Here is a 25,804-nt window from a genome sequence, read left to right as displayed (position 1 = left end):
GCGAACATCATGTTGAACAGCTATTGTTTTGATGCCCTCGTCTATCTAGATAATGAGGCCGGTCAGGCGTTGAGGGTAGCTCATCGAATCTGGGATGTTCCGTGCCAACGGATGTCTGAGTATTTTCCGAAACTTCATTTTTCTTCTGGTGCAGGAGTTATCTACTTTCGGATGAAGCTGAAGCATTGTCATTTTTGCCTAATTTCCGTGAACGATCCTGATATAAGTCGGATCTGACGGCGCGTCAAGACTGACACGTATCCTACGATTTCAAAGTACTTGGTCAATTCATAGAGCATGACAGCCCAGCAGTGACTGTTCTGCAGTTCATTAGGCAACTTACCTAGTTCAAACGGTCCGAGGGTTGTGTTATGTTGATCAAAACTAGGCGAAATGGAGAAGTCATTGGTAGTAGGCACCGGTGGGTGGGCTGATCAAGAGCTCAACGTACTAATTTCTGAATATTTTGAGATGCTGCGAGCAGAAATGAATGGCCATTCTTATGTCAAGCGGCGCCACAATGAAAACGTAGTTAGCTTAACGGGACGCACGACATCTTCGGTTGAATTCAAGTTTTGTAACTTGAGCGCAGCTTTAATTGACCTTGGAATCCCATATATACAAGGTTATAAGCCTAGATCTAATTATCAGAAACGACTTTTTGAGCTGGCGGGAGAGCGTGTTGGTGAAGTCACTGTGAGCGGCTTAGCCCAAGGCACGGCAGACGATGTTGCTCCGGAACCGGGGCCGTTTGATTTGTCGGAGGTAGAGTCGATAGACAATAATGTTGCTGCATTCCAAAGCACATCGTTGAAACCACAGACCAGCTCCATTTCTGTTTTGCCATATTTTGCCGAAGAACCGAATGGGGAGGCTGAATTTTGGCAGCGCGTTTCATCGCTCTGGGCTCGTGCTACTGGCGGCGAAGCAGTCGCTGACCGACCTGAGACGATTATCCCTACGCAATCAGTCAGTGATCCGCTTGAGCATTTGGAAGGGCCAAGACCAGCTGGCCTAAAAGAAGCAGGCCAATGGTTTGCCTCCGGCTTGGGAGAGGCAGAAGTTCCTCGAATGCTATTTTTGGTCGGAGGACCTGGCGCGGGAAAAAGTCATATGGCGCGCAATCTAATGGCAGGGTTACAAAGAGTCTCCCCGTCAGATGATGAGCTGGCTCATCGAACCTATGAGTATTCGGGAAACAAGCTCCCTCTTAAGCTCGTAAACGACGCAACTATTCCGAGCGATGATTACCCCGAACTGGCATTGGCTCACGAAATTTCGGATGCACTGATTTCTAGAAGCCACCTTGTTGCATGCGTCAACAGGGGAATGCTTGTCGAGGAAGTTCAAGAATACGTAGAGAATCAGCAGACAGATGACACTATTGACTTGCCGGCAGAAATAATTCTTCGAATAAAGGACCCTGCGAATTCGGCGTATGTTTCAGGAAATTGGAGTTTGGAACTTAAAGGACAATCTCCATACATTCAGTCCGGAATTGTTGAGTATAACGGGAAATTACATTCTCGTATAGTTGTGGTCTATGTAGATGTGTGTTCCCTCCTTGAACATACACCGTGGGTACAGATCCTCGACAATGGAGATATCATCCCTCAGGAATATCCGGTCTCTACCGCGAATAAATCTATCGATGACTATTCTGGTTCAGCCGCTGGAAGATTGCTTTCTGAAGTAATTGACTATCTGGATATGCCACACTCGCTATATTCTGATGCCGGGACAAACCCGGTTGTGGCCAACATCCTTACGCTGAGTAATGCACAGATGCGAAGCGGCCTACTGTCGACCTTGAGGTCCGCAGAGATCTATACGGGTAGCCGCTTTACATACCGGGAGATTTGGGGAGCTATTGTCAGAAGCATCGTCGGGCATCTTCCGGATACTACTTTGCCGGGTGATGTAAATAATTCCCTATCAATCGGAGAGCCCGTATTACAAAGTTCTCCGAGTAAACAGTTTGAATCAATGATGACTGCCGGTGACATTAGGATTTCAAACTCGCTCTATGGAACTTCATGCATTTCAAATTCTGGTCTCCCCGATCCAAGGAAAAATCCGGTTACGAGACTCACATGCCAAATCGATCCTCTTCGCGATTCTGTGGCGGGTAGGATTTCAGATCCCAAAAGCCATGGATGGGCCAGTCCTGTTACAGATGCTTTAAGCGGATATGGGCCAGGCGAATCTCCCCTGGAAGCTCTAGTTTCTGATCAAGAGTCAACAGCGAGTGACTTCGTAGCTCACGGGATTACTTCTTTCGAACTGAATCTGGACAAATCATTCCGGAGAGTATTTGAGGACCCGCGCACGAAAGAAAAGGATCGTGCCAAATTCGTGAATTGGTATGGCGCGTACTTAACCCGCCTGTACGCGCTTTATCAGGGAATCCCTGCGTTCCGTCGTGATATCGAGTTGTGGCAGCAAGCGTGGAAGAACAGTCCACAAATTCCGAAGGCTCTGGAATCCGGACTCAGGACTCTTTTGAGACCGAGCCGAAATCCGGAGGAATCGATTTCGCGGTCATTATTGCCGGTTCTCGATAGCAGGACTGTACCGATAGTCGGATCTGTCGTCCGTCCGAAGTTGGCATTATCAACTGAAAACTATGAGCTTGAGACGAAAGCACATGGAGAAGAACTCCAACTCGAGCTTAAAGAAGGCGGCAAAGTAGTAGGCAGTATCTCTCTGGATCTGTCGCTCGTTAGAGAGGCCAATGCGTGCTCTCTTAACTATTCGGGTGTAACTGAGCTTAGCGAGACAACTTCGCCTCGTCTGGAACGAGTCCGTTCAGCTCGGCTTGTACCTGGGAATCTAACTTCAGATAAGTACCGAATCGTCGACGGAAACACAGACTACATCGTAAGAGTTAGTTCCGTTTCAGAAAATTCATTTGCAGAAGGTAACAATGACTGACGCCAGTAGCATGGTTTTGAAGATTAACAGGCCACAGTATGTATCAATCCCTGAGGGATTTGTAAGCGCGCTGGCGTGGCAGTGTTTTGACGTTGAAAACAGCGCAAACGGTACAGGCTCCATCGGCCGTATTTACCGCTCGATTAAGGAGAGTACGTCCAAACGGGTGCGCATTATCGAAACGGCTCCGGAGCGAGAAAGACTATCCGAGTTTGGTAGGGCACTAGCGAGGCATGGTGTAACTGTCGAAGATGTAGATTCGGAGATCCTCGCTCAGGCCGTCGCCAATTCAGTTTCTGGAATTCAGTCAGAAAAGGGAACTATCCAGGCTTCAAGTCCGCTGACCCCGACTTTTGCTCTCATGCAGGACATGAGGGGAATTCAGGGGACGCGTAATCCTCCTGATCTGGGTGGGATCTTGGACGCCATGTATCAGCATGGGCTGCCACAGGGTTCGGAACCTCAACCGCGCGCATCAGCGCTTTGGTTGCGATCAGCTCAGCAAAGATGTGGACTGGATCCTTTGCTAGCGGCAATGGATAGCGCTATTAGAGAACTGACTTTCAAAGAAACTTTGTCTTCTAAAGAGCTGACTTCCATTCTGCCTACTGCAGATTTTTCTGGCACGCCTTTTACCTGGTTCCAAGAGAGTTGGTCACGCCTCACTTCTGAAGAATGGGTTTCTGCCTTGCCAGCTCGTGTGTGGGCTGATTGGGCAGCAACCGTCCTTCGACTGGCTTTCGCTATGGGGTTTCTTTGGGAAGCCACCTGGTATGTAAAACTTGCTAAGTCTGTAGTGGCAGGCGAGCAGCAACCGTGGGAAGAATGTATCAAGTCAGTTGGGGAGATCCTGCCGTGGCGGTCCATGAGATCTTCAACTTCAGTTCGAGACATCGCGGCTTACTTATCCTGGGTTGTACATCACGGCGCGGTCGTTCGAGAACAACTTTCTAGTTGGGATAAGAGCGGCAAGTTTGAGGACCTCTCATTCGAAGATGCGATGAGCATGATGCATTCCGATGGTGAATATCGCACAGCACTCAACCAAGCCTTGAGTAATACCCAAAAGAACACCAGCAACATACAGGAAGCAATTCGTTACACCCTGAAGACCCGCGATCGTGTTGGAGAGACTGCCGACTACTATGGTTTGCTTCGTTCTTCGGGAAGATTCTTGACAGTCGATCCAGGAACTGAATGGATCACCGTTGTGGCCAGTTTGACCTGCAAACGCCCCGGAGCAGAGGCAAATGTCGGAGATTTGATGAAGAATCTTCAACTGCTAGGTCTGTATCCCGAACTTTCTGATGTCGTAGACCTATTAGAACGCGCAGGGTTAGCACGAGGAAGTGCTGACGCAGACCAGGGCGTTCGCATTCAAAGTGCTTTTTAGGAGGACAATTTTGTTATCACAGGTTTTTGTAGAATGCTTCACGGATCGTTCCGGACTGAACGCTGCCTATCTTCCCACGGGAGTTAAGCGAAGTCTTGCGGAAGATATCGTGGTACGGGCCAACAAGCAATTTGGGAGCGATGATTATGCATTCTTGGTAACACCGGATTCAGACGAAACAGCAAAATCGTCGCGTGATGCGGTCCGTTATCGGCAGGGACAGCACCTTGCGGTCGTTTCGGGAAGGCACCCTGATTTAGGGTCGGTCACAGGCGTTTTCAGTGAAGCCTTGGGAGCTAGCTTTCCGGAAGAATCAAGCGGATCTATCACTCTGAGAGAAGTAGCTTATTCAGCGACCAAGCTACTTTTTCAGTCGGTCGATTTACCATCGAAATCGCTGGACTTGTTGGAGTCTTGCTCCACTCAGGTGTTCGGTGCGCTCACGCGATTGGCAGATATCCTTCAAGCCCTACGCCAAGGAACTAAACCATGGAATGTGCAGTGGTACGACGCTGCGGATTCAGGGCTAAAAGTCTTCTCGTCGCTAATTATTGATGACAGACCAACTGTCATAGACGTGGAGAACTACTTCAAGAAGTATATTTTTGCAGCCTTCGGCCTGCCACGTCAGGAAGCAAATAAGAGCTATAGTGCAGTAGAACTTGCTGACGCCTATAAGAGTTTCTGGTCAGACAGATCATTGATCGAAAATTCGTCCAAGATGCTCGGATACACGGGGCAAGAGGACGACAATGAGCATCCTATCGCGGACATAGGATGGGAAAAATTCGATGATGAACTGATCATCCAAGAAAACCTAGCACTAGCTTTCGGTGCACTTGTTGGCAACGAGCCAGAAGCCACGAGTAAATTCAGTGAGCTTACTGAAAGCCAATTTACTGACCCTAGCCGCGGATCATCTGATCTCCGCAAACTGCAGGTCTTCACATCCCACAAGGAATCTCTCAGTTTCGGGTTTGGCACCAGCTCTGACGGACCGATCATTGTTCGAGCTCACTTCAATGAGTGGGACGGCTTGTATGTTTCTGAGGAGCTTTACGTACGTCTTCCGACGGCAAAAAATGGTCGGATTGAGGGAGTTATAAATAGCGGAGTAAAGCTTCTCTGTTCCCCGAAGAAATATTCGTGGGAAGGAAAACTGGTAGAGGATGAAAAGGATGGAGGACTGTACTTCGTGGGCACGGTATCCACAAGTGCAGTTCCTCCTGTAAATATTCAACCTTCGAAAGTAAGCCTCAAAATTGAAGTTCCAGCCAACGATGTGTTGGTTGGTAAGATCGATCAGCAGGCTGGGTGTGCGTTCCACGTTGTTAGCGCTTCAACTTCTGGACTTATCTCAATTCCCCTAACCGGCAAAAAGTCGCTCAAAACTGGGAAACCCAGTTATTACGGACCTGAGTCCATTCAAGAAGCGGCAGATCTTGAAAACTCGACAGGAACGGTGTGGTCCTTCACGGTGGAGGGGACTGCAGCCAAAAACAGGTATATTGCCTGGGGCTGTGACGAGTCTGTCCCAACATTCGAAGGCGATGAATTTCAGTCTCGGGGCGAATTGGAGGGTATCTGGTACTTTGACTCGCCGCCACTGGCACTTGCCAGTATCAACGTGGGAGACCTAGAATTCGAATGCCGTGCAGAGGATAGCAGCAAAGCTCCGTTATCTCCCGTCGCGGCAGCTATAGCTAAGCGAATGCCTTCCCGCGATCCATTGCCTCAAAGAGAGGAACAATCACTACGTGGGTTGTACGAGAAATGGATCGTAGAGAACTACGCGGATGAAGATGTGATTGGCGCGTTGGGTCATTTTGCTATGCCCGAAGATCGAGACACGTACCGCGAAGAAGTTGTTCCTGTTGGGAATGGCTTTCTCATGCACGAATCGCTTGCTGGCGATTGGCGACAACTGACGGACCTTGAGGTTCCTGAAGAACTTTATAATTCAGTCGAAGCCAACCAATTTCGAGAAGCCTTTAGAGCGCTGAAGTTGGGTCAGCAATTCAAAGTCGACGATGAAGGAAGGACTCATCTTCGTCCTTCAACTGTCAGCTGGCGTCATCTTTGGAGCGGCGAGAGGCGTGAGATCAACGACTATCTTACGGCGTACGCCGACCTAATCCGTGCATCGAATAGGATCGGGGACCCAGCTGGAAAGTTCTGGGCAGCATATCCGTTTTCAATCAGTATTTGGTCGACGAGAGATGATGCACTTACAAAAGCAGTGCTACTTAGCCCGTTGCACCCTCTTAGGCTGGCGTGGTTATCCGGTGTCGAAGCCACTCTCTGGGGATCCAATATTGCGGAGGGTCTTGCTGGAACAGTAGAAGGCTGGAACATCCCATTCTTCGGGCCGCGTGAAGAACCGTACGGGCGGTTTATGGCTGTACCTATGGAGACAGGAAACGAACAGGTCTTCCTTGGCTGGTCGATGTTGGTTATTGCCTCAACTTCTGACCCAAAAACCTTGCAATCCCCTACGCTAGCAGCGGGTGTTCGTCTACCAGGAACGGCCGTAAGCGGACTGAACGCGACCGCCGTCGCAGCAGCCATGCGTAGTTACAAGCAGATAAATCCGCATTTATCTACACTTTCTGTCGATCTGGCAGCTCAGTCAAGCCAAGCACGCTTATCCGAAGTTGACGTGTCCGTGTTGCGGGAAGGCTACAGTTGGGCTGCAGATAAAAACATGCCGCTGCGTGGAGGAATACGCATTTGGGATTCATCGCAGCGGACAGGCGAGCCACCATTAGAAGCGATTGCTCGCAATGTAGACGCGGCACGGGATGTTCCTATGTCGTGGAACCGGTACAGTGCTAGAAATAGCAGTTCTATCAGAGCGGATATCCGCATTCTCCAAGACGGTGGAGTTAAAGTAAGATTACGCGACGATATCTCGGTTTCTCAATTAGGCGCCTTGGCTGAAGTTCCTCTACGCCGATACGAAGCTATGAGTGGTGAAGTGTCAACGGGCAAATATTCGACATCCTCGCCGACTCTGACAACCGACCGGGGATGGCAGCCATTCGTAGACGCATTGGTGGAGCTTGAAGGTGCAAGTCGAAATACTGTCATTGATACGCGACTATTTGCGTCGCAGTTAGCAAGCGATCAAGCGAATTGGACCGTCGCCGGCGAATCTTTGATGAATCCTAGCGCAATGGCCGAGATCATACAGAAAAGCTCATCAGGCGAACAAATGTTGTGGGAATGGCGACCACCGTTTTTGGAGAGTTCAAAGGGCGCCCCTGCCGTGGAACGACGGCCGTTTGTATCCATTGCCAAAGTTCCGAGTACTTTCCGGAGACAAATTCGTGAATTGTTAGATCGAGTCATCGGTGATGAACGGGTTCCAGAGAAACTTGAGATCGATATTCTCGGGCGACTTGGCACTCGCGGTGTAGGGCTATCGTCAATGCTGGCTATGGGTGCGACACACGCGTCGGGAGCCTTGGGCTTTTATCTTGTATTTGAACTTATGGAGAAAGCGAAGAACGAATTCAACGGTACTTTCGTTCTGCCGATTGACGCTTGCGATGGATTTCTCCGTTCACTGGCTGAGACAGCACACGCCTCTGACTCCGCGCGTAGGGCGGATCTCTTGCTCATAAGGCTCGAAAATGGGAAAGTGACGTTGTCGCCCATAGAGATCAAGTTCTATGGAGTCGCATCTGATACGGAATCAATTCTGCCGAGCGGATCGTCGGACACTTTACTGGCGGAGGCGGTAGCCCAAGCCAATGTCACAATTGGCTTACTGCAGGGAGTTAGTCAAGCCTGGGGAACCGCGCGGGCGAACGTAGCTAATGCAGCCCTTTGGAGCAATGGCATGGCTGCTTTAATCGAAGCCGCTATCAGGCTTAATCCTGTCCCCGTGGAGGACCTTGAAGCTACACGTTCAGCTTTACAGTCCGTAGTTGATGGCAAATTTAGTGTCTACGTCGGTAAACCTATCGTCACGTATTTCCGACATAAAGGAACTACCGCTGATGGCCACAGTACGGTTGTGCAACGTGTTTCTGAGGGGCAACTTGCAGAAGAATATGGCGAATATGGACTTATGGCTGCAGCCGCTAGCAGCGGTTTCGCCGCCGTCCAGTCTTCAGGCAATGAACTGGTATCTCGCTGGAGTGAGCTCGTGAATTGGTCCCTTAGGTCAGCTGCACCATGTCATGCAGGTGTAGATCCAGACGACAAGTCCGAAGGTGCGCTACGTGCGGCGAAGCCTGTGTCTGTTTCTCCACCGGAAGACAACGAGCCAGCAGCATCCCAATCGAAGCCCGTGGAGAACATCGGGCAAGTTCAATCCAAAGCCCCGCAAGCTATCCGGACGAGCCAAAATAATGGAGCTGAAAAGCAAGAAGTTGAAAATGCTCCTGCAAAGACAGATGTAGTGCCAGAAAATAACGGCGAAGGTGGGAAGAAAGGTCCTGACTTTACTGAGCCACTAGTCGAGAAGAACAACGGTATTCGGTTTAAAGTTGGAGATACTTTGGGAAGCGCCCAGAAATCTGTCGATTTTTGGCCGAGCAACACCAGTCTTAATCAGTTGAATATTGGCGTCGTCGGCGATCTTGGCACCGGTAAGACGCAGCTTCTTAAAAGTCTTGTTTTTCAACTACGACGAAAGGCTAAAGAGCAGCAGGAGACTCCACTCACCACTCTCATCTTTGACTACAAACGGGATTTCCAAGACCAGGATTTTTTGGACTCAGTCGGCGGTAAGTTGCTGCATATCGACAACATTCCACTGAATTTCTTTGCACTTCGTGGAGGTTACACTCCGATGCGGGCCTCTCAGAAGTCTAACGAGTTCATTGATGTCCTAGATAAGATCTACGGGGGAATTGGCCCGATCCAGAAGGACCGGTTGCAAAGCGTCATAACTGATCTTTATCGTGAGATGAAGCCTGTGGCTCCAACGATTTCAGAGGTCCTGGCTAGGTACCAGGAGGACCATGAAAAGCCCGATTCAGTAACCGCGTTGCTGCGTAAGTTCGTAGTCTCAGAAATCTTCTCAAAGGACAAGAATCAGCTTCAGTCGTTTGAAGAGCTCATGGAAAACAACGTGGTTGTTGTAGCGTTGAATGATTTTGGCACAGATGATGACGGTAAGAATGCTCTGGTGGTGTTGTTCCTAAACCTGTACTACGACTACATGCTGAACTCGAAGAAATGGCCTTATATAGGTTCTGATCCTCAACTCAGGACGTTGAACTCGTACTTGCTGGTGGATGAAGCTGTGAACATCATGAAGTACAAATTTCCTGTGCTGATGAGCTTGCTTTTGCAAGGACGAGAATTTGGCGTCGGTGTAATTCTTGCTTCCCAGTACCTGACACACTTCAAGCAAGGGCAGGAAGACTATGCGCAGCCGCTGCTGACCTGGTTTGTTCATAAGGTTCCATCGATTTCCCAGAAGGATCTATCCATGTTGGGGTTGCCTGAGAAGACTGAGGTCATGATGCAAAAGATTCCTAAGCTTGAAGTCCATCAAGCGCTGTATAAATCGTTGGGTGTGGACGGACGATTCGTTAGAGGGCTTCCCTATTTCGAGGTTGTCAAAAGCCTGTAGCTGCGAGGGCCCTCCAATTCACTAAAATGTCCCTTGATGCCGGAGAATAGATACTGATGAAATACGTAGATCTATTCTCCGGCTGTGGTGGTTTAAGCCTCGGGGTTGAAACCAGCGGTGCGGACTTGGTGTTAGCTGTTGAAAAATCAGACCAGGCCGCTCGAACGTTCCGACACAATTTAGTTGCGGATGTTTCAAGCGACACTTCCTGGCAGGAGTATCTGGAAAAATCGCTGGAAGAACAAGCAGCTGACCACGTGGTTGTCGATGAAGTTCAGAACCTCTTGAACAACGCTCAGGTAATGTCTCAGTTGCGCGAGGAAAAAATAGATTTCGTTGTTGGAGGTCCTCCTTGTCAGGGATTTTCATTAGCAGGGCTCCGGCGACCGGATGACGTGCGAAATCAGCTTCCGTACCAGTACCTAGAATTTGTTGAACGGACCCGACCTAAGATTGTTGTAATTGAGAATGTCTTGGGGATGGGGCAAAGTTTTTCAAAGGGCTCCGATTCGTCCTTCGCGCAGTTGCAGGTCGCCTTGTCTCAAATCGGTTCTGGATATGAAGTTCAGGCGGTCCAGGCAGATGCCGTGCACTATGGCGCTCCTCAACATCGACCACGTTTGCTGATTGTCGGACTAGACAAAGAAATCGCGCATGCCAAGAACATCTCTTCTTCAGGATCCTTGTGGAAGTCAAACTACACCGATTTTCTGACCGCCGAGACACCGGCCCTGGCACCTAAACCAACTATTGCTTATCACGAGAGGCGTCTTGTCTGTGATGCGGTTGGAGATCTCTTGCTGCAGAGTCCGCCGATACGAGGCGCGAATTCATATGTGGAAGATCTGAACACTACCTTCGGTTCTACAATTGCGCCAAGCTCAGTGTCGCGCCTGAACGGCCGATCGACAAATCATGTTCCGCGTAAACACCGCGATTCAACGATCAAAAGATTTCATATATATCAGTTCTTGAAAGAAGCCGGAATCGCGGAGCGATTGCTGCGCCAAATCGCGGATATGACTGAGGAAGCTGCGGAAAGTTACATTGATTCGGAGTTGATATTAAACGCAACGGGTGTTGCAAATGCGCAAACAAGAGGTTTCCTTCCCGGATTGTCCGTGGCTGAAATTCGCGACACTATCTTTGAATCGTCAACGCGCAAACATTCGCAAAAAGTTCTTTCGTGGGACGAACCAGCGAGAACGGTCGTTACTTTGCCTGACGATTATGTTCATCCGCGAGAACCTCGTGTCTTCACAGTAAGGGAACTCGCTCGTTTTCAAGGTTTTCCCGATTCGTTCGAGTATCTCGGCCCAGAGACAACCGGGGCACACCGCCGCAGGTTTGAGGTCCCTCAGTACTCGCAGGTAGGCAACGCTGTTTCTCCGTGGCTCGGATTGGCAATCGGAAAAATGATTGCTGAAGCCTTGCGGTAACACGAAAAGAATGCCTTGTGCTTGCCGAGCAGGTCATCGCGAGATCCCGGAATGCGTCCGGGATCTCGATGGCGCAAAGATTGGTGCGCCGTTGAAGGCAATGTGTTGAACAGAATTAGGTGCAAGTGTGATAATTAATTGCTGCCCATAACATTTTAAATGTTGCGGAGAAGTCTCAAATCAAAATTTCAGTGATTGGAATCAATTAGTTAGTGTCGGTCTTGAAACTTCTGAATCTTTTGAATTCCTAGGTTTAGCACTAAGCATTTTCTGAGATGAAGATGGCCTAATTGACTCTGTAACTGGATTTCTGTATTTGGCTTCGAATGGTCGCGGCCGACATGGTCATTTCTGTAGAATTGTCCAGAAATCTTTTGACAATAGATTTCTCCGCGGCAGTCGATCGCAACCCAACTCCGGTGTGGTCGGGATGGCCTGCGATGAGGTTGTTAACTTTCATGCTCACGGAGTTTGCTGATCTGAATCGATCATCCTTGGTTGTGTCCGGATGTATATTGGATGCGCGTAACAATTGAGAGAGCTCCTTGATTCCCGGAGTATCTGAATTCACACCGCGCCACTCACGATTGTGCGCCAATTCGGCTGCTAGGATCATTTCTTCTTCAGTCCAACGCGGATTATGTACGATTTGAGTGTTACCTTTCAGAGCATCGGGATTATTCTTATGGGTCTTGCATTAAGGATCTCATAAGTGGAATTCGCCACGCACGAATCACGACACGTCAATTTTCTAATCTACGTCTCGCGACATAAGTCGTTATTAATTCTAAATAGGTAGGAACTTGAATGAACTTACTTGTAACAACTTCGGATCAGATCTATGGCTTGGGGACTGAACGTTTTTTGGTTGACTGCGACACAGGCATCGATGACGCATTGGCGCTGGCTTATATCTGCTCGCTCGATCATGTCCAGTTAGAAGCTGTCACGAGCAGCCCGGGCAACGTGGATATGGAGCAAGTGGCAGCCAACAACCGCGCCCTGTTGACGCTGTGCGGAAAATTTGATGTACCAGTGATGGTTGGCGCCCGTGCACCACTAATGATTCCGCTAGTAACTACGCCAGAGACTCATGGTCCGCAAGGCGTGGGCTACGCAAAACTACCTGACCCTGAATCTAACGCCATGGCAAGCAATGACTCCGTCAACCATTGGATTGATGCGGCACGCGCCAACCCAGGCGAGCTCACGGTGCTCCTGACTGCGCCACTGACCAACTTTGCCCTAGCGCTTCGCCGCGAACCGCGTCTTCCCTGGTTGCTGCGCAAGGTAGTGATCATGGGCGGCGCTTTCTACTACCAAGGCAACACCACTCCTACCGCAGAGTGGAACACACACGTAGACCCGCACGCCGCCAAGGAAGTTTTTGCCGCCTACACAGCCGCCGCTGAACAAGGGTTGGATTCCTCGAAGCTGCCGATTGTCTGCTCTCTGGACACCACGGAACGCTTCGAAATGCAGCCGGACTTCCTGACGAAGCTCTCCGAAGAAGCTGGATGCGCTGAACCAGAGATCGTCCAGGCTAGCGACCCGGAAGGGACCTTGAGCAAGTCCTCCAATCCGCTGGTGCGTTACCTCTCCGACGCCCTGCGGTTCTACTTCGAATTCCACAGGCACTACGACCAGGGCTACATCGCCCACGTGCACGACTACTTTGCAGCTGGTGTTGCCGCAGGGACTCTGGACTACCAGACCCGTCCTGCAACGGTGGACGTTGAGACAGAATCGGCATTGCTCTTTGGTACCACCGTGGCCGATTTCCGCGGGCTATGGGGCAAGCCGGCGAATGCCCACGTGGTCGTGGCAAATGACCCCGAAGCAGGGTTTGCCGAGCTGGTCCAGCGCCTCGGTGCGCTGGCAAGGAAACTCAACGAAAATTCCTGAGCGCGGGCAGGTGGGCTAGAATCGTCTACCGGGTCGAGGTGACATAGACCTGCCATTCGCGCGTTGCGGGAGCAATCCTGTGCGCAGCCAAACTCGTATCCCCAGGATTGCCTCATCATGTCACCGAACCTTCTCTTGCCCGAAGCGTCAGCGACCCAGCTCCTGCGCCGCAGGGTGCTCGGAGCAGCTGGAACCCTTCTGCTCGTTGGAACCTATCTGTTCCTGGTCATCACCCAACCCGCGGGAATCGTCGAGGGCCTGGGCCAGGGAGTTGCCCTGGCAACATTCGCTGCCTACCTGATCGCTGCCGTCCTGCTGCTGCTCGCAGTCTTGCCGGACCTGCCGGTCTCCGCTCTGACGCTGATCCCGGTCGCACTGGCACTGAACATCATCCTGGGCCAATTCGTCGGGTCCGTCATGGTCCCGCTCTACCTGGATTCCATCGGAACGGTACTGGTGGGCTTCCTAGCCGGACGCCGTGCCGGTGCCGCCACCGGCGTGCTCAGCACGCTGATCTGGTCGCTGTTTGCCCCCACCGTCTTGCCATTCGCTGCCGGAGCCGCACTGGTCGGTTTCCTTGCGGGAACCGCCGCTCGCTACGGCGCCTTGCGGCGGCCATACCTTGCTCCAATCGCGGGCTTGGTTTCCGGTGTACTGGTTGGCGTAGTCTCCTCGCCGGTGGCAGCCTTCGTCTATGGCGGCACCTCGGGAGTCGGTACCGGCGCAGTGGTTGCGGCCTTCCGCTCCATGGGTGATTCGCTGCTCTCCGCGGTCACCAAGCAGGCCCTGATCTCCGATCCGGGAGACAAGGCAATCGTCTTCCTCATCGCGGCGCTGCTGGTCTTCGCCTTGCCGAAGCGCTTGAGCGGTTCTTTCGAATTCATCCGCCGCTACAAGGTGCTGGGCAAGAGCGGAAACAAGTAGGCCACTAATGAAGCGACGCATCGCTGACTTGCATCCTTTTACCGTGCTGTGCCTAGCCGTGCTCACCATTTCGGTGGCCACGGCGGCCAGCCGCTGGTGGCTGAGCTGTGCGGTAATAGCGCTTTGCCTGGCCATTGGCGCAGTTGCGGGCAACGCCCGCAAACTCGCGGCGCTCAGCGGTGCAATCATGCTCCCTACTCTCCTGTCCTTGCTGATGATCCATGGCCTGGCTTCGCGGGAAAATTCGGCGGTGATCGCGGCCTGGGGACCAATCAGCCTGACGCTCGGGGGAGTGGAGATCGCCATGGCCTTGGCCTTGCGCACCGCCGTGCTGGTGGTGGCCGGTTTGCTTTGCGGCTTGCTGATCGATAAGCATCAGCTGGTGGCTGCTATCGACTTGTCTCCGGCTCCGCCGCAGGCGGGATACCTATTGGCATCCACGCTGTTCCTTCTTCCGCAGATGATGGAAAAGCAGCATGTCATCGGCGAAGCCCAGGCCTTGCGGAAGGCAGGAACCGGCCGTGGCTTGGCCGGGTGGCTGCAGCGCCTGAGGCTGCGAGCTGTACCGCTGGTGCTTTCCTCGGTGCAAGACGCCCATGACCGTTCGGTGCATCTGGCAGCGCGCGGATTTCCCGCCCGCGGTGAGCACAGCAGATTGCGCCACGTCGCAGACTCGCAGATCCAGCGGGGCGTCCGCTGGATTGCCCTGCTGTGTTCGGTGCTGGTGCCGGTAGCGATTCTGGTGCCTCTTGGGGGAGCCTCATGATGGATATGGATCATCGTGCACCTGCCGGAACCATGGCGGCGCTGCACCTCAGGCTGGGAAGCTTCAGCTACTTCGAGGCGCACGCCGAGACCTTGCGCGAGATCGAGTTGGAATTCTCCCCGGGTTCCCTGACTGTCATTGCCGGCGACTCTGGATCCGGGAAGTCCACGCTGGGCGGAGTATTAGCTGGCATGCTGCCGCGGCCGGGAGCGGACCAATGCGAGGGAACGGTCACCCTGGCGGGGCAACGGATCGATTATTCTCCGGAGCATTCGCCACGAATCGACGTCGCAGGCTGGGCCAAGCACGTGGGACTGCTGCCCCAAGATGCCGGGCTCTACCTCTCGGGGATTCGCCAGACGGTTGCCGAAGAGCTGGTCTTCGCGCGGGAGAACGAAGGAATGCCCCGTGAAGAGATGGCAGAGCTCATCGAAGAGCTATCCACGCGGCTGTCCCTGGAACATCTGCTTGAACGCGATCCCGCCAAGCTTTCAGGAGGCCAAGAACGCCTGGTCGCACTGGCCGCGTTGTCCGCAGCCAAACCGTCCATCATTGTGCTCGATGAACCGTTGGCCGGGTTGGATTCCAAGGCAACTCAGGCCGTGACCTCGATGATCACCAGGTTACGTGCCGAGGGCACTGCACTTGTGGTGCTGAGCCGGACGGCAGAAGCATGGGACGCAGAAGCGGATTCACTGTGGAACTTGGCGGAGGGAACTTTGCAGCGGGCAACTGCAGGCGCTGCAACCACTGCGTTGCCTTCCAAGTCAAAAAGACCATCTGTCCCCGCTGCATCTGCAAAGCCTTTGCTGGGCTTTTCCGGCGTGCAACTCGGATACCAAGGCGCCAGCGCCCCGGTCCTCTCCAGCCTTGAGCTTGAAGTCCGTGCCGGTGAATGCGTGGGGCTGGCCGGCGCCAACGGAACGGGCAAGACGACACTGCTCAAAGCCGCCGCAGGGCTAATCAAGCCAACTGCCGGAAAAGTGCGGGTGGCAGGTGATGCTGGGATGCTCCTGCAGAACCCTTCGGACCAGCTCTTCGAACGTACCGTAGCCCGAGAGGTCGCCTTCGGCCTTCCCAAGAAGAGCGTCCAACGTGTCCGCGTGCCGTTGGTGCTTGCACAGCTGGGCCTGGAATCCTACGCGCAGACCCACCCTTATGAGCTGCCGGCTTCGGCCCGCCGGCTCGTTGCCTTGGCCACCGTGCTGGTGCGCGAACCGCAGCTGCTCCTCCTCGACGAACCAACCGAGGCGCTGGATTCGGCTGGGCTTCATTGCCTGCACGGGGCCATCGATTCGGTACTCGAACGCGGGGGAGCGGTGCTGTTCTCCTCCCACGATGAGCGGTTCATGTCGTCCACCGCGCACAGGGTGCACCAGCTGTCGTAGCAATTTTTCTGCTGCGGGATAGGCGCCCGCGTCTGGGCCAAGCCTATTCCCGGTGCGCTCCAAGGTAATCAAGTCTCTGCGCCATGCACGCCGTACGGTGAATTCACACCCTTCTGCCCCGGTGGATTGTGGGTACTCGTCTATTCGGTCAGCCATTATTGCACCTCGCGAGCTGAGTCATCATTCCGGCCGTGCAAGGAATTGGTCCCCAAACCAAGGTAAAAACGCAGTCGTAGGTCAGCTCATCGAGAGAACTGCTCCGACTGCTCCGCTGGCTCCTCCTCGCACCAACATTCTCTTGGCGTCACCAGATTTCATGCCTTCAATCCCTCGCGTACGCGAAGTGACGTGGAGGAATCCGAAGCGGCTGGCTTTTGCTGCAAAGCCCGCCTGCGAGCTTGCTTGTCACAATTGCCGATCCATGTGAAATAGAACTCCTTTACCGCTTGACGGTGTGGCCTTCGACACCCTAGTCTGTGATCACTGAATAAACACATAGTTCATCTAGTGAACACATTGAAGGGATTCAACATGACAAAGGAGATGCGCGTTTTCGCGTTCGACTTCAACGGCCCGGCGCATCTTTCCGCTGGCACATGGCGCCATCCGAAGGACCGGGGTGGTGAATACAAGTCGCTCGGCTATTGGGTCGAGTACGCGAAACTCCTCGAAGCTGCCTGCTTTGACGGGATTTTCTTTGCCGACAACGACGGCTATCACGAGACCTACAAGGGCTCGGTGAACGATTCCCTGAAGGACGGCGCGCAGATCCCGGCCAATGATCCTTCATACCTTATTCCGGCCATGGCCGCGGTAACCAAGCACCTGAGCTTCGGCGTCACCTCCTCCACCGCCTACGACGCCCCGTACAAGCTGGCCCGCAAGTTCTCCACTCTGGATCACCTGACCGATGGCCGAGTGGGATGGAACGTCGTCACCTCTTATACCAACAGCGCAGCGCGGAACATCGCCGGACTCGAAGCCGCCGAAGCCCATGACGACCGCTACGCCCGCGCCGAGGAATTCATCACCGTGGCCATGAAGCTCTGGGAGACTTCGTGGGACGAAGACGCAGTGCTGCGCGATGCCGCGACCTCCACCTACGTGGACCCCAGTCGCGTGCACAATATCGAACACCAGGGCGAGCACTTCAGCGTTCCGGGCATCCACCTGTGCGAACCCTCGCCGCAGCGCACCCCGGTGATCTTCCAAGCCGGCGGATCCCCGCGCGGCGTGGCCCTGGCCGCCAAGACAGCCGAGGCTGTCTTCCTGAACGCGATGACCAAGGAAGCGCTGAAGAAGCAGGTCGACGGGCTGAAGGCCAAGGCGCTGGAATTCGGGCGCAACCCGGAGAACATCGCCACCTTGCAGATGATCACCGTCATCAGCGCTGCCACCGATGAAGAAGCGCAGGCCAAATACGAGGAGTACCTCAAGCTGGTCTCCTACGACGGGGCCATGGCCCGCTACAGCAGCTGGGCCGGGGTGGACTTGTCGGCCTTCGACCCGGATGTCCCGCTGAAGAACATCGATACGAACGCCGGGCAGACCATGCTGAACTTCTTCCTGAAAATGGACCCGTCCAAGGACTGGACCACCCGTGACATCGCCGAGTACATCGGCATCGGCGGCACCTCGCCGGTCATCGTGGGCGGACCGGAAACCTGCGCGGATGAGCTGATTTCCTGGATGGAACAGACCGGGGCCAGCGGCTTCAACCTGGCCAATGCCATCAAGTTCCAGGACATCAACGACTTCGCCGAATTCGTCGTTCCCGAACTGCAGCGCCGAGGCGCCATGCGCACCTCCTTCGCCGGGTCCACCCTGCGCGAGACGCTCTTCGGAGAAGGCAACGCCCGGCTGCCCCTGGACCACCCAGGCGCAGCACTGAACCAGCAGACCACCGCACAAGCCAGCTAGGAGTTCCCCATGTCCATCATTGTGACCCCGCAGAACACGGGGATTGATCCGGCCGAATACCGCAAGGTCTTCGGCGCCCTGCCCACCGGCGTCACCGCCATCACCGGCATGACCGCCGCCGGCAAGCCCATGGGCTTCGTCGTGGGAACCTTCATGTCCCTGTCGCTGGAACCGCCACTGGTCACCTTCTGCGTCGACAAGGGCTCGAGCACCTGGCCGACCCTGCGCTCCCTGGGCCGCTTCACCGCGAACATCCTGTCCACCGAGCAGCTTCCGGTCAGCCGGGCGCTCTCCCGCAAGGGCGTGGACAAGTTCGAGGGCATCGACTACGAGATCGGTGCCAACGGCACCCCGCGCATCGCCGGGGCCTCGGCCTGGATCGACTGCGAAGTGCTTTCGGAAGTCGTCGCCGGAGACCACTACATGATTGTCGGCGGAGTGGAAACCATGGAAGCCACAGAGCGCGAAGCGCTGCTCTTCCGCGGCGGAAAATTCGGAGATTTCAACCTTTGGCCGGCACCGGCCCCAACTGCAAAGGCCTAGCATCATGGCATCAATCCTGGAACGCATCACCTCCGCCTGGACCGAGGCGTGGAGCAAGGGCAATACCGCGGCTTTTGCGGATCTGGTATCCGAAGACTACGTGCGCTACTCCAAGACCGGCGAAGAGCGCATCGATGACCTGTTGAACCAGATCACCGAATCCCACCAGGCCTTCAGCGACTTCAACATGGAAATCCTGCGGGCCATCGAGGACGACAACCTGGCAGCAATCCACTGGCGCAGCACCGGGGTGCACACCGGCGAATTCATGGGCGTCCCGCCGACCGGCCGCACGGTGACCGTGACCGGCGCGACCTTCATCAGCCACTGCGATGGCAAGGTCACCGAAGAATCGGTGGTCTGGGATCCACGCGAAATGCTTTCGGCCATGAGCATCTGGCACCTGGGCGACCAGCGGATCAGGAAGTAGCAAGCAGCAGCGACGGGGCGGCAGGCAAGCCGCCGCCCCGTCTGCCCAAGACATTCCGGCGGCCCGCGCCGCCCGAGGTGAGGATGGAGATCCCTTTGCCAATCAACATTACCCAGACTGCCCAGCGCCTGATTTCCGCCAAGGAATCACGCCAGCCATTGGAAAGCCTGATCGATGATTCCGCAGGCCCCACGGTGGCCGATGCCTTCCGCGTGCAGCAGGAGATCATCCGGCTGAATGTCGAAGCGGGAGACAGCATCTCCGGCTTCAAGCTGGGCAACATCGCCAAGGCCATGCAGAGCAAGTTCGGGGTGGATGAACCGGACTACGGCTACCTGCTGGCCAGCCAGTTCTACCCGGAGAACCTGCCGATCAGCGCCGCCGACTTCATCGAGCCTTTCATTGAGCTTGAACCTGGCTTCGTGCTGAAGAAGGACCTGGGCGGCAAGCATGTCACCGCGGCGGACGTCATGGCCGCCACCGGCTTCGTGGTGCCCGCACTGGAAATCATCGACTCCCGGATTAAGGACTGGAAGATTGGCCTATTCGACACCCTGGCCGATAACGGTTCGGTGGGAGGGGTGATTCTCGGCGGGCAGCCGCGCAAGCTGTCCGAGCTCAATCTCGCGAACCAGCCCGGTTGCATTGAATTCGACGGCCAAGAAGTGGCCCGCGGGAACACCAACGCCATCCACGGCAATCCGGTATCGGCCATCGCCTGGCTCTGCCGGCGCATCGCCGAATACGGCATCACCCTGAAGGCCGGACAATTCATCCTGCCCGGCAGCTGCCTGGCTGCCGAGAAGATGGTCCCCGGCACGGCGATTACCGGCCGCTTCGAGGGATGGGGAGAAATCTCCTTCGACTACACGCCCGCACCTAGTGCCGCCACGCATTCCTGAACCGATACACAGAGCAGAAAAGAGCTTGAAAATGGCCCTGAGCATTGCGCCAACCATCGAAAACACCACCAGCGGGCAGCTGGAAGCCTATTTGGCCGCCGCGCAGGACAGCTTCGGCGCCTGGGCCGCAACCAGCCCGGCCCAGCGAGCCGGCATCCTGGACGCCGTGGCCAGCGCGCTGGATGCCGCCGCGGACCAGCTGGTTCCGATAGCCATGGCCGAGACCAACCTGCCCGAGCTGCGCCTTCGCGGGGAACTGAAGCGCACCACCTTCCAGCTGCGCTTCTTCGGGGAACTGCTGCGCGATGGCGGATACCTCGACGCGCGCATCGACCATCCCGATGCGCAGTGGCCCATGGGAGCCGCCCGCCCGGATCTGCGGCGCACCCGCATTCCGCTCGGTCCGGTCGTGGTCTTCGCGGCCAGCAACTTCCCCTTCGCCTTCTCGGTGGCCGGCGGCGACAGCGCCTCGGCGCTGGCGGCGGGCAACCCGGTCATCGTCAAGGCGCACCATGGGCATCTGGAACTCTCGCGGCTCACCGCCCAGGTGGTCAACGATGCCTTGGCTGGGGCTGGCGCGCCAGACGGGCTATTCCAGGTCGTCTTCGGAACCGAAGCCGGGCGCACCGTCCTGCTGGATCCGCGGATCAAGGCCGCAGGATTCACCGGTTCCATCCCCGGGGGCCGGGCCCTGATGGACCTGGCTGTTTCCCGCGATGAACCAATTCCCTTCTACGGGGAGCTGGGCAGCAACAACCCGGTGTTCGTCACCGAGCAGGCTGCCAGCGTGCGCGGCGAGCAGATCGTCGCCGATTTCATCGGCTCCTTCACCACCAGCGCTGGGCAGCTGTGCACCAAGCCCGGAACGCTGTTCATCCCGCGCGGCTCGGGCTTGCGCCCGTTGCTGTCCGAGGCCGCGCTCCCGGCCGGGGCCGGGCTGCTGAACCAGCGCATCCGCGAAGGCTACGGGCAGGTGCTGGACCAGCTGTCCGCGCACCCCGGTGTCGAGGTGCTCGCGCAGGGCGGCGAACCGCTGGGCGAGCAGCCATCGCCCACCTTGCTGATCACCGGCATCGACGAGCTGCTGGCAGATCCGCAGGCCTTGCAGGCCGAGTGCTTCGGGCCGACCGCACTGGTCGTGGAATACGACTCCGAGCAGCAGCTGGTGGCTGCGGCGCAGACCTTCGAGGGCCAGCTGACCGCAACCATCCACGGCGAAGAAGGCGACCGCGTCCAAGAGCTGGTCGCGGTGCTGGCGAACAAGGCCGGACGCGTGCTGTGGAACCAGTGGCCCACCGGGGTTTCGGTGACCTACGCCCAGCAGCATGGCGGCCCCTACCCGGCCACCACCGCGGTGGGGACCACCTCGGTCGGTGCCGCCGCCATCGAGCGGTTCGTGCGCCCGGTGGCCTACCAGAACTTCCCGCAGCATCTGCTCCCGGCACAGCTGCAGGATGCCAACCCGGACAGCGTTCCGCAGCTGGTCAACGGCCAGCCGCGCGGTCGCTGACCGGAACCGCGAATTACCACCAGGAGGGAAGAGCCCATGCATGCCATTGAAGGAATCGTCGAGCACGGAGACGCCCGCGGGCGAGAACTCGGCTTCCGCACCGCGAATGTCCCCATGCTGCAAGATGACCAGCTCGATGGCGTGTGGGGTGCCGAAGTGCTGCTGCCCGATGGGCGCCAGGTGCCTGCCTGCGTGTCCATCGGCCGGCGCGCCACCTTCTACCGCACCGGCGGGCAGGTGCTGCTCGAAGCGCATCTGCTCGACTTCTCCGGGGATCTCTACGGTCAGCACCTGGTGGTGCGCCTGCTGGAATTCCAGCGCCCGCAAATTGAATATGCGGATGCTGGAACCCTGGTGGAACAGCTGCATCGGGATGTGGCCGAGACGCGACGCGCGGCACAGCTGCGGGAAAGCGTCCTTGCATGAGCGGGATCGCAATGGCGCCCCCGGCTGCGCCGCCGTCCTGGGCGGTGCAGCGGGTGGCGACCGTCATTGAACGCCAGGGCATCCCGGTGCCGATCCGCGATGCCAAGCGCATCGCGCAAAAAGCCGGGGTGAGCAAGAGCCTGGCCCGCCGCTGCATCCACTACATGGACAGCGGAAAATAGCCTCCCGCAGGGACCAGGCCTGCTGGACAAGGCCCCTGGCTCCCGGGCGCTGGACGCCGCGGGCCTGAGGCGCCACCGGCAAAAATCCTGGTGCCTCTCCACCCAAGCCGCGCGAATCCCCGCGGGATCATCCCGCTTCCTCGCGCGGCTTTCTGGCGCTGCCTTGGCGCCCTCGTGCCGCCATGGGCCCGGCCATATGGGCAATGCTCCTGCGCCGTCGCGGGTTTAATCCGGGACATTTCTGCTCAACGCCCAGGGCGCCAAAAACATCTCAGTCGCCATGTCAGCTCCGTTCGTGCAGCTGCACTCCTTGAATTTCCGGGCCCCGAAGCTGGGTCCGAGGATGAAATGTTTTGCAGAATGTGTTGTGCATCACCGAAGTGTCGTGTTCACTAGATAACTAGCATGATCATCTGGTGAACGTTATGAAGTTCTTGTTTCGCTATTGCAAGTGAAAATTCCACAGCAGTTCATGCGCAGCGAGAGCATCAGATCTCGAAACCAATTCCCGGCAGGAAAGAGAATACGATGAGCGAATCATCGAGAATGCAGCGCCCCGCGTTGCCCAAGGTATCGCGCAGGCTCCGCGCCGATGACTGCATTGTCGTCGACAAGAAGGAATTGCGCCGCGCACAGATCGGCGCGGGCATTGGCAATTTCATCGAATGGTATGACATCGGGGTCTACGGCTACCTGGCAGTGACCATGACCGCGGTCTTCACCGAAGGCATGGACCAGAGCATGGGCCTGCTGGTAACGCTGTTCGGTTTCGCCGTGTCCTTCATCGTCCGCCCGCTGGGCGGAATGATCCTGGGCCCGCTCGGGGACAAGATCGGCCGGCGCAAGGTCATGTTCTTCACCATCGCCCTGATGGCCGGAGCCACCACGCTGATTGGCTTGCTTCCCACCGCTGGGCAGGTCGGCCTGTGGGTGATCGTCCCGCTGTACCTGCTCAAGATGCTGCAGGGCTTCTCCACCGGCGGCGAATACTCCGGCGCCGCAACCTACGTTGCCGAGTTCTCCCCGGATGACCGCCGCGGATTCATGACCTCCCTGCTGAACTCGGGATCGATGCTCGGCTTCGCTGCCGGTGCGGCAGCTGTTGCTGCGACTTCCATGCTCACCACATCGGTGTGGGGCGAGAATGCAATGCTCGCCGGCGGCTGGCGCATCCCGTTCCTGGTTGCCTTGCCGCTGGGCATCGTGGCGATTTCACTGCGCAGCAAGATCCCGGAATCCCCGACCTTCGAAGCGGCCCGCGAGGCTGCCGAGGTCGGCAAGGTCCATCCGATGTTCGTCCGCCACAATCTGCCGAACATCTTCCGCCACTACTGGCCGCAGATCCTCATCGGCTGCGCGCTGATCGCCGCGGATGGCACCTCCGGATATATGCTCACCAGCTACATGCCCACCTACCTCGAAGCGGAAATCGGGTCGCCGGCAGTGCACACCGCAGTGGCTGCGGTAGTTGTGCTGGTCCTGCAGGCGGCGCTGATCCCGCTGGTGGCGATCTGGTCCGACAAGATCGGGCGGCGCCCGATCTACATGATGGCTACCATCGGCAACCTGGTCCTGCTGGTGCCCGCCTTTGCGCTGATGCACGTGGGAACCATGTGGTCGCTGTACCTCTCGCTGTTCATGGTGGCCCTGCCCAGCGCCTTCTTCCTGGCCCTGACCGGAGCTGTCATGTCCGAGCTGTTCCCCACCGCTTCGCGGTACGGCGGAATGGGAGTCACACACAACCTGTCGATCTCCATTTTCGGCGGAACCACGCCGCTGGTCAGCCAGATCCTGGTGAACACCACCGGCAACCACTTCGCACCGGCCTACTACATCATGTTCTTCTCGGTCATCGCGCTTTTTGCCACCTTCAAGCTGCGCGAGACGGCATCCCGTCCGCTGCTCGGTTCGGCGCCCGTGGTGCGCACGCGCGAAGAAGCGCTGGCCCTGGCCAAGGGACAGGATGAAAATGAGCTGCTGGATACCTCCACCATGCTTCTCGCCCCGGTGCCAGCCCGAGCTCCAGAAACGAGCAGCTAGAATCGAAAAGCCTTGCAGCAACCGCCCGGTGGGCGTTCCCGACGGAGGGAACGCGTATCGGGCGGTTCGCGTTGCGGGGGCCTATCCGCTGTAGTTGGTGCGTGCTGATCCGGTCTGTGTGATGGGCCAGGCCTTGCGCGCGAGGTAGAAGTCCGAGATATCCACTACTTTGCGTACGCTGCGCCCGGTCAGCAATTCGGCCTGCTTGATCCGGTAGGCCAAGGTCTGCCGGTGGATGCCCAAGAAATTCGCGGTGTGCTGCCATTGCAGGTCGCGGTCCAGCAAGGCGAAAAGGGAATCCCGGTACACGGCTACCTGGTTGCTGGAGCCTGCCAGCGGGCCGAGCACCATGCTGACGATTCGCTCGGCTTCCGAGGCGGATCGGGCCAGCAGTGACACCTGCAGTCCGGAGAATTCAACGAGTTCTCCGGGCCGGGGTTCAGAAGGAATCGCCCCCTGCGCTTCTTGCGCCGCGCCTTCGAGGTCCGCGAAGCGCTGCTGCGGTGAGCTTAGTCCGAAAGTGGCCTGCAATTCGCTGGCGATCGTCCGTAGCACCGGAAGATCCTTCTCGCGCACTACGGCGATGGAGTTGTTCTTCCACGACGTGGCTAGCGGCATCAACCCGTGCAAGGACAGGGACATCGCCACGGCATCGAGCAGCTTTCCCGGGGCGCAGGCGACCCGGAATCCGGGCTCCCCAGCGATCCATGCACCGCCATCGATATCCTGTTCGCCCAGCTTGCCGGCCAGGCCCAGTCGCAGGGAAGTTTCGGCCGCGGCGACGGCATTGCCGGCATCCTGGAGCAGCGAATTGGCATCGACCGCGAGGATCTGCTTGAGGTGCACCAGCAGCAGGGCATCCAGTTGCGCGTCGGCCGGGACGAGCAATTGGGTGGGGCGGATGGTGGACAGGGAGTGGCGGCGATGCGCATTCGTGGGCAGTGTGCCGATCACTGGGCATCCGGTCATCGTGTCCTGGACAGCAATGTCCACCGAGCACAGCTTTTCCACCCAGTCGCCGCTGCGCTTGCCCCTCCGATTCTGCGATCCGGCTTCCTGGTACATCCGGGAAAGTAGCAGGACCGAGCGGTTCAGCTGGTTGGTGGTCACGGCGGCCACTGTCCGGGCGATCACCACGAAGGGGGTTTGCGGTCCGGTGGACAGCACCGGGAAGGTCAGTTCATCGGCCGCCTGCAGCATCTCGCGTGTGAGCTCGGGTGCGAGCCCATCCTGGCCAATGATCAGCCCTGCAATCCCCGCAGCATCCGCCTTGCGGACGAAATCGGCCTGCTCTTGGGCTTCCGCGGGGATATTCAGGCCCAGGGACATCAATAGTTCCTCGTTACCCAGCCAGCGCCACGGCTCAGCGGATTCGCTGGTCTGCGCCCAGCGCACGATGCGTCCAAGGCCTGACTGGCCGGCGATCACCTTGGTATCCAAGGCCGGATCAGAAATGAGTTTGGCGATCGTGAGCAGTTCCGCCATCTTTTCTCCAGGGTTTTGTGCGCAGTG

The 25,804-nt window shown here is 56.5% G+C and carries 17 protein-coding genes; 16 read left to right on the top strand and 1 reads right to left on the bottom strand.

The window, feature by feature from the left end:
• Positions 1-393 precede the first annotated feature (393 nt).
• The 16 genes from ACFVHU_RS07780 to ACFVHU_RS07705 all read left to right on the top strand — a co-directional run bounded on the left by ACFVHU_RS07780 (position 394) and on the right by ACFVHU_RS07705 (position 24,292).
• A complete protein-coding gene (locus tag ACFVHU_RS07780) occupies positions 394-2,934 on the top strand; it encodes a hypothetical protein (RefSeq protein ID WP_388023685.1) in 2,541 nt (846 codons plus the stop codon).
• Positions 2,927-4,327 (top strand): hypothetical protein, encoded by a 1,401-nt coding sequence (locus tag ACFVHU_RS07775; protein ID WP_388023682.1) that lies wholly within the window; start codon positions 2,927-2,929, stop codon positions 4,325-4,327. Before ACFVHU_RS07780 ends, ACFVHU_RS07775 begins: the two co-directional genes overlap by 8 nt.
• A complete protein-coding gene (locus ACFVHU_RS07770; protein WP_388023680.1) occupies positions 4,284-9,917 on the top strand; it encodes a hypothetical protein in 5,634 nt (1,877 codons plus the stop codon). The genes ACFVHU_RS07775 and ACFVHU_RS07770 overlap by 44 nt, the downstream gene beginning before the upstream one ends.
• A gap of 56 nt (positions 9,918-9,973) precedes the next feature.
• Positions 9,974-11,356: a DNA cytosine methyltransferase gene (locus ACFVHU_RS07765; RefSeq protein WP_388023678.1), complete on the top strand. Its 1,383-nt coding sequence runs from the start codon at positions 9,974-9,976 to the stop codon at positions 11,354-11,356.
• A gap of 807 nt (positions 11,357-12,163) precedes the next feature.
• Complete coding sequence (locus ACFVHU_RS07760; protein ID WP_388023675.1) at positions 12,164-13,261, top strand: nucleoside hydrolase; 1,098 nt, start codon at positions 12,164-12,166, stop codon at positions 13,259-13,261.
• A 117-nt stretch (positions 13,262-13,378) separates the two neighbouring features.
• Entirely contained in the window at positions 13,379-14,185 is an 807-nt protein-coding gene (locus ACFVHU_RS07755; RefSeq protein WP_105659162.1) for a glycosyl transferase family 9, read from the top strand.
• A gap of 7 nt (positions 14,186-14,192) precedes the next feature.
• The gene (locus tag ACFVHU_RS07750; protein WP_388023672.1) at positions 14,193-14,951 is read left to right on the top strand and encodes an energy-coupling factor transporter transmembrane component T family protein; all 759 of its coding nucleotides are present in this window, start codon (positions 14,193-14,195) and stop codon (positions 14,949-14,951) included.
• Complete coding sequence (locus ACFVHU_RS07745) at positions 14,948-16,339, top strand: ATP-binding cassette domain-containing protein (protein WP_388023669.1); 1,392 nt, start codon at positions 14,948-14,950, stop codon at positions 16,337-16,339. The genes ACFVHU_RS07750 and ACFVHU_RS07745 overlap by 4 nt, the downstream gene beginning before the upstream one ends.
• A gap of 531 nt (positions 16,340-16,870) precedes the next feature.
• Positions 16,871-18,259 (top strand): LLM class flavin-dependent oxidoreductase, encoded by a 1,389-nt coding sequence (locus ACFVHU_RS07740; protein ID WP_388023667.1) that lies wholly within the window; start codon positions 16,871-16,873, stop codon positions 18,257-18,259.
• 9 nt (positions 18,260-18,268) lie between these two features.
• Entirely contained in the window at positions 18,269-18,802 is a 534-nt protein-coding gene (locus ACFVHU_RS07735; protein ID WP_208294291.1) for a flavin reductase family protein, read from the top strand.
• Between the two features lie 4 nt (positions 18,803-18,806).
• Entirely contained in the window at positions 18,807-19,232 is a 426-nt protein-coding gene (locus ACFVHU_RS07730; RefSeq protein ID WP_388023664.1) for an ester cyclase, read from the top strand.
• Positions 19,233-19,327: 95 nt separating this feature from the next.
• The gene (locus tag ACFVHU_RS07725; RefSeq protein ID WP_388023661.1) at positions 19,328-20,134 is read left to right on the top strand and encodes a 2-keto-4-pentenoate hydratase; all 807 of its coding nucleotides are present in this window, start codon (positions 19,328-19,330) and stop codon (positions 20,132-20,134) included.
• A 31-nt stretch (positions 20,135-20,165) separates the two neighbouring features.
• Entirely contained in the window at positions 20,166-21,644 is a 1,479-nt protein-coding gene (locus ACFVHU_RS07720; RefSeq protein WP_388023659.1) for an aldehyde dehydrogenase (NADP(+)), read from the top strand.
• Between the two features lie 36 nt (positions 21,645-21,680).
• Positions 21,681-22,070: a riboflavin kinase gene (locus ACFVHU_RS07715; protein WP_388023656.1), complete on the top strand. Its 390-nt coding sequence runs from the start codon at positions 21,681-21,683 to the stop codon at positions 22,068-22,070.
• Positions 22,067-22,252, top strand: a complete 186-nt coding sequence (locus tag ACFVHU_RS07710) for a hypothetical protein (RefSeq protein ID WP_105659169.1) — start codon at positions 22,067-22,069, stop codon at positions 22,250-22,252. The genes ACFVHU_RS07715 and ACFVHU_RS07710 overlap by 4 nt, the downstream gene beginning before the upstream one ends.
• A 528-nt stretch (positions 22,253-22,780) precedes the next feature.
• A complete protein-coding gene (locus tag ACFVHU_RS07705; RefSeq protein ID WP_388023653.1) occupies positions 22,781-24,292 on the top strand; it encodes an MFS transporter in 1,512 nt (503 codons plus the stop codon).
• An 81-nt stretch (positions 24,293-24,373) separates the two neighbouring features.
• On the opposite strand, the gene ACFVHU_RS07700 is transcribed toward ACFVHU_RS07705, so the two are convergent.
• The gene (locus ACFVHU_RS07700; RefSeq protein ID WP_388023650.1) at positions 24,374-25,777 is read right to left on the bottom strand and encodes a PucR family transcriptional regulator; all 1,404 of its coding nucleotides are present in this window, start codon (positions 25,775-25,777) and stop codon (positions 24,374-24,376) included.
• Between the last annotated feature and the right edge of the window lie 27 nt (positions 25,778-25,804).

Source organism: Glutamicibacter sp. NPDC127525 (genome assembly GCF_042672105.1).
In the GTDB taxonomy this organism is placed as follows: domain Bacteria; phylum Actinomycetota; class Actinomycetes; order Actinomycetales; family Micrococcaceae; genus Glutamicibacter.
This window is presented reverse-complemented; position numbering and strand designations above follow the sequence as displayed.

What these genes read in the sequence shown, in the direction of transcription:
- ACFVHU_RS07780 (WP_388023685.1), top strand. Translation starts at nt 394, where the DNA reads ATGGAGAAGTCATTGGTAGTAGGCACCGGTGGGTGGGCTGATCAAGAG.
- ACFVHU_RS07775 (WP_388023682.1), top strand. Translation starts at nt 2,927, where the DNA reads ATGACTGACGCCAGTAGCATGGTTTTGAAGATTAACAGGCCACAGTAT.
- ACFVHU_RS07765 (WP_388023678.1), top strand. Translation starts at nt 9,974, where the DNA reads ATGAAATACGTAGATCTATTCTCCGGCTGTGGTGGTTTAAGCCTCGGG.
- ACFVHU_RS07760 (WP_388023675.1), top strand. Translation starts at nt 12,164, where the DNA reads ATGAACTTACTTGTAACAACTTCGGATCAGATCTATGGCTTGGGGACT.
- ACFVHU_RS07755 (WP_105659162.1), top strand. Translation starts at nt 13,379, where the DNA reads ATGTCACCGAACCTTCTCTTGCCCGAAGCGTCAGCGACCCAGCTCCTG.
- ACFVHU_RS07750 (WP_388023672.1), top strand. Translation starts at nt 14,193, where the DNA reads ATGAAGCGACGCATCGCTGACTTGCATCCTTTTACCGTGCTGTGCCTA.
- ACFVHU_RS07745 (WP_388023669.1), top strand. Translation starts at nt 14,948, where the DNA reads ATGATGGATATGGATCATCGTGCACCTGCCGGAACCATGGCGGCGCTG.
- ACFVHU_RS07740 (WP_388023667.1), top strand. Translation starts at nt 16,871, where the DNA reads ATGACAAAGGAGATGCGCGTTTTCGCGTTCGACTTCAACGGCCCGGCG.
- ACFVHU_RS07735 (WP_208294291.1), top strand. Translation starts at nt 18,269, where the DNA reads ATGTCCATCATTGTGACCCCGCAGAACACGGGGATTGATCCGGCCGAA.
- ACFVHU_RS07730 (WP_388023664.1), top strand. Translation starts at nt 18,807, where the DNA reads ATGGCATCAATCCTGGAACGCATCACCTCCGCCTGGACCGAGGCGTGG.
- ACFVHU_RS07720 (WP_388023659.1), top strand. Translation starts at nt 20,166, where the DNA reads ATGGCCCTGAGCATTGCGCCAACCATCGAAAACACCACCAGCGGGCAG.
- ACFVHU_RS07715 (WP_388023656.1), top strand. Translation starts at nt 21,681, where the DNA reads ATGCATGCCATTGAAGGAATCGTCGAGCACGGAGACGCCCGCGGGCGA.
- ACFVHU_RS07710 (WP_105659169.1), top strand. Translation starts at nt 22,067, where the DNA reads ATGAGCGGGATCGCAATGGCGCCCCCGGCTGCGCCGCCGTCCTGGGCG.
- ACFVHU_RS07705 (WP_388023653.1), top strand. Translation starts at nt 22,781, where the DNA reads ATGAGCGAATCATCGAGAATGCAGCGCCCCGCGTTGCCCAAGGTATCG.
- ACFVHU_RS07700 (WP_388023650.1), bottom strand. Translation starts at nt 25,777, where the DNA reads ATGGCGGAACTGCTCACGATCGCCAAACTCATTTCTGATCCGGCCTTG.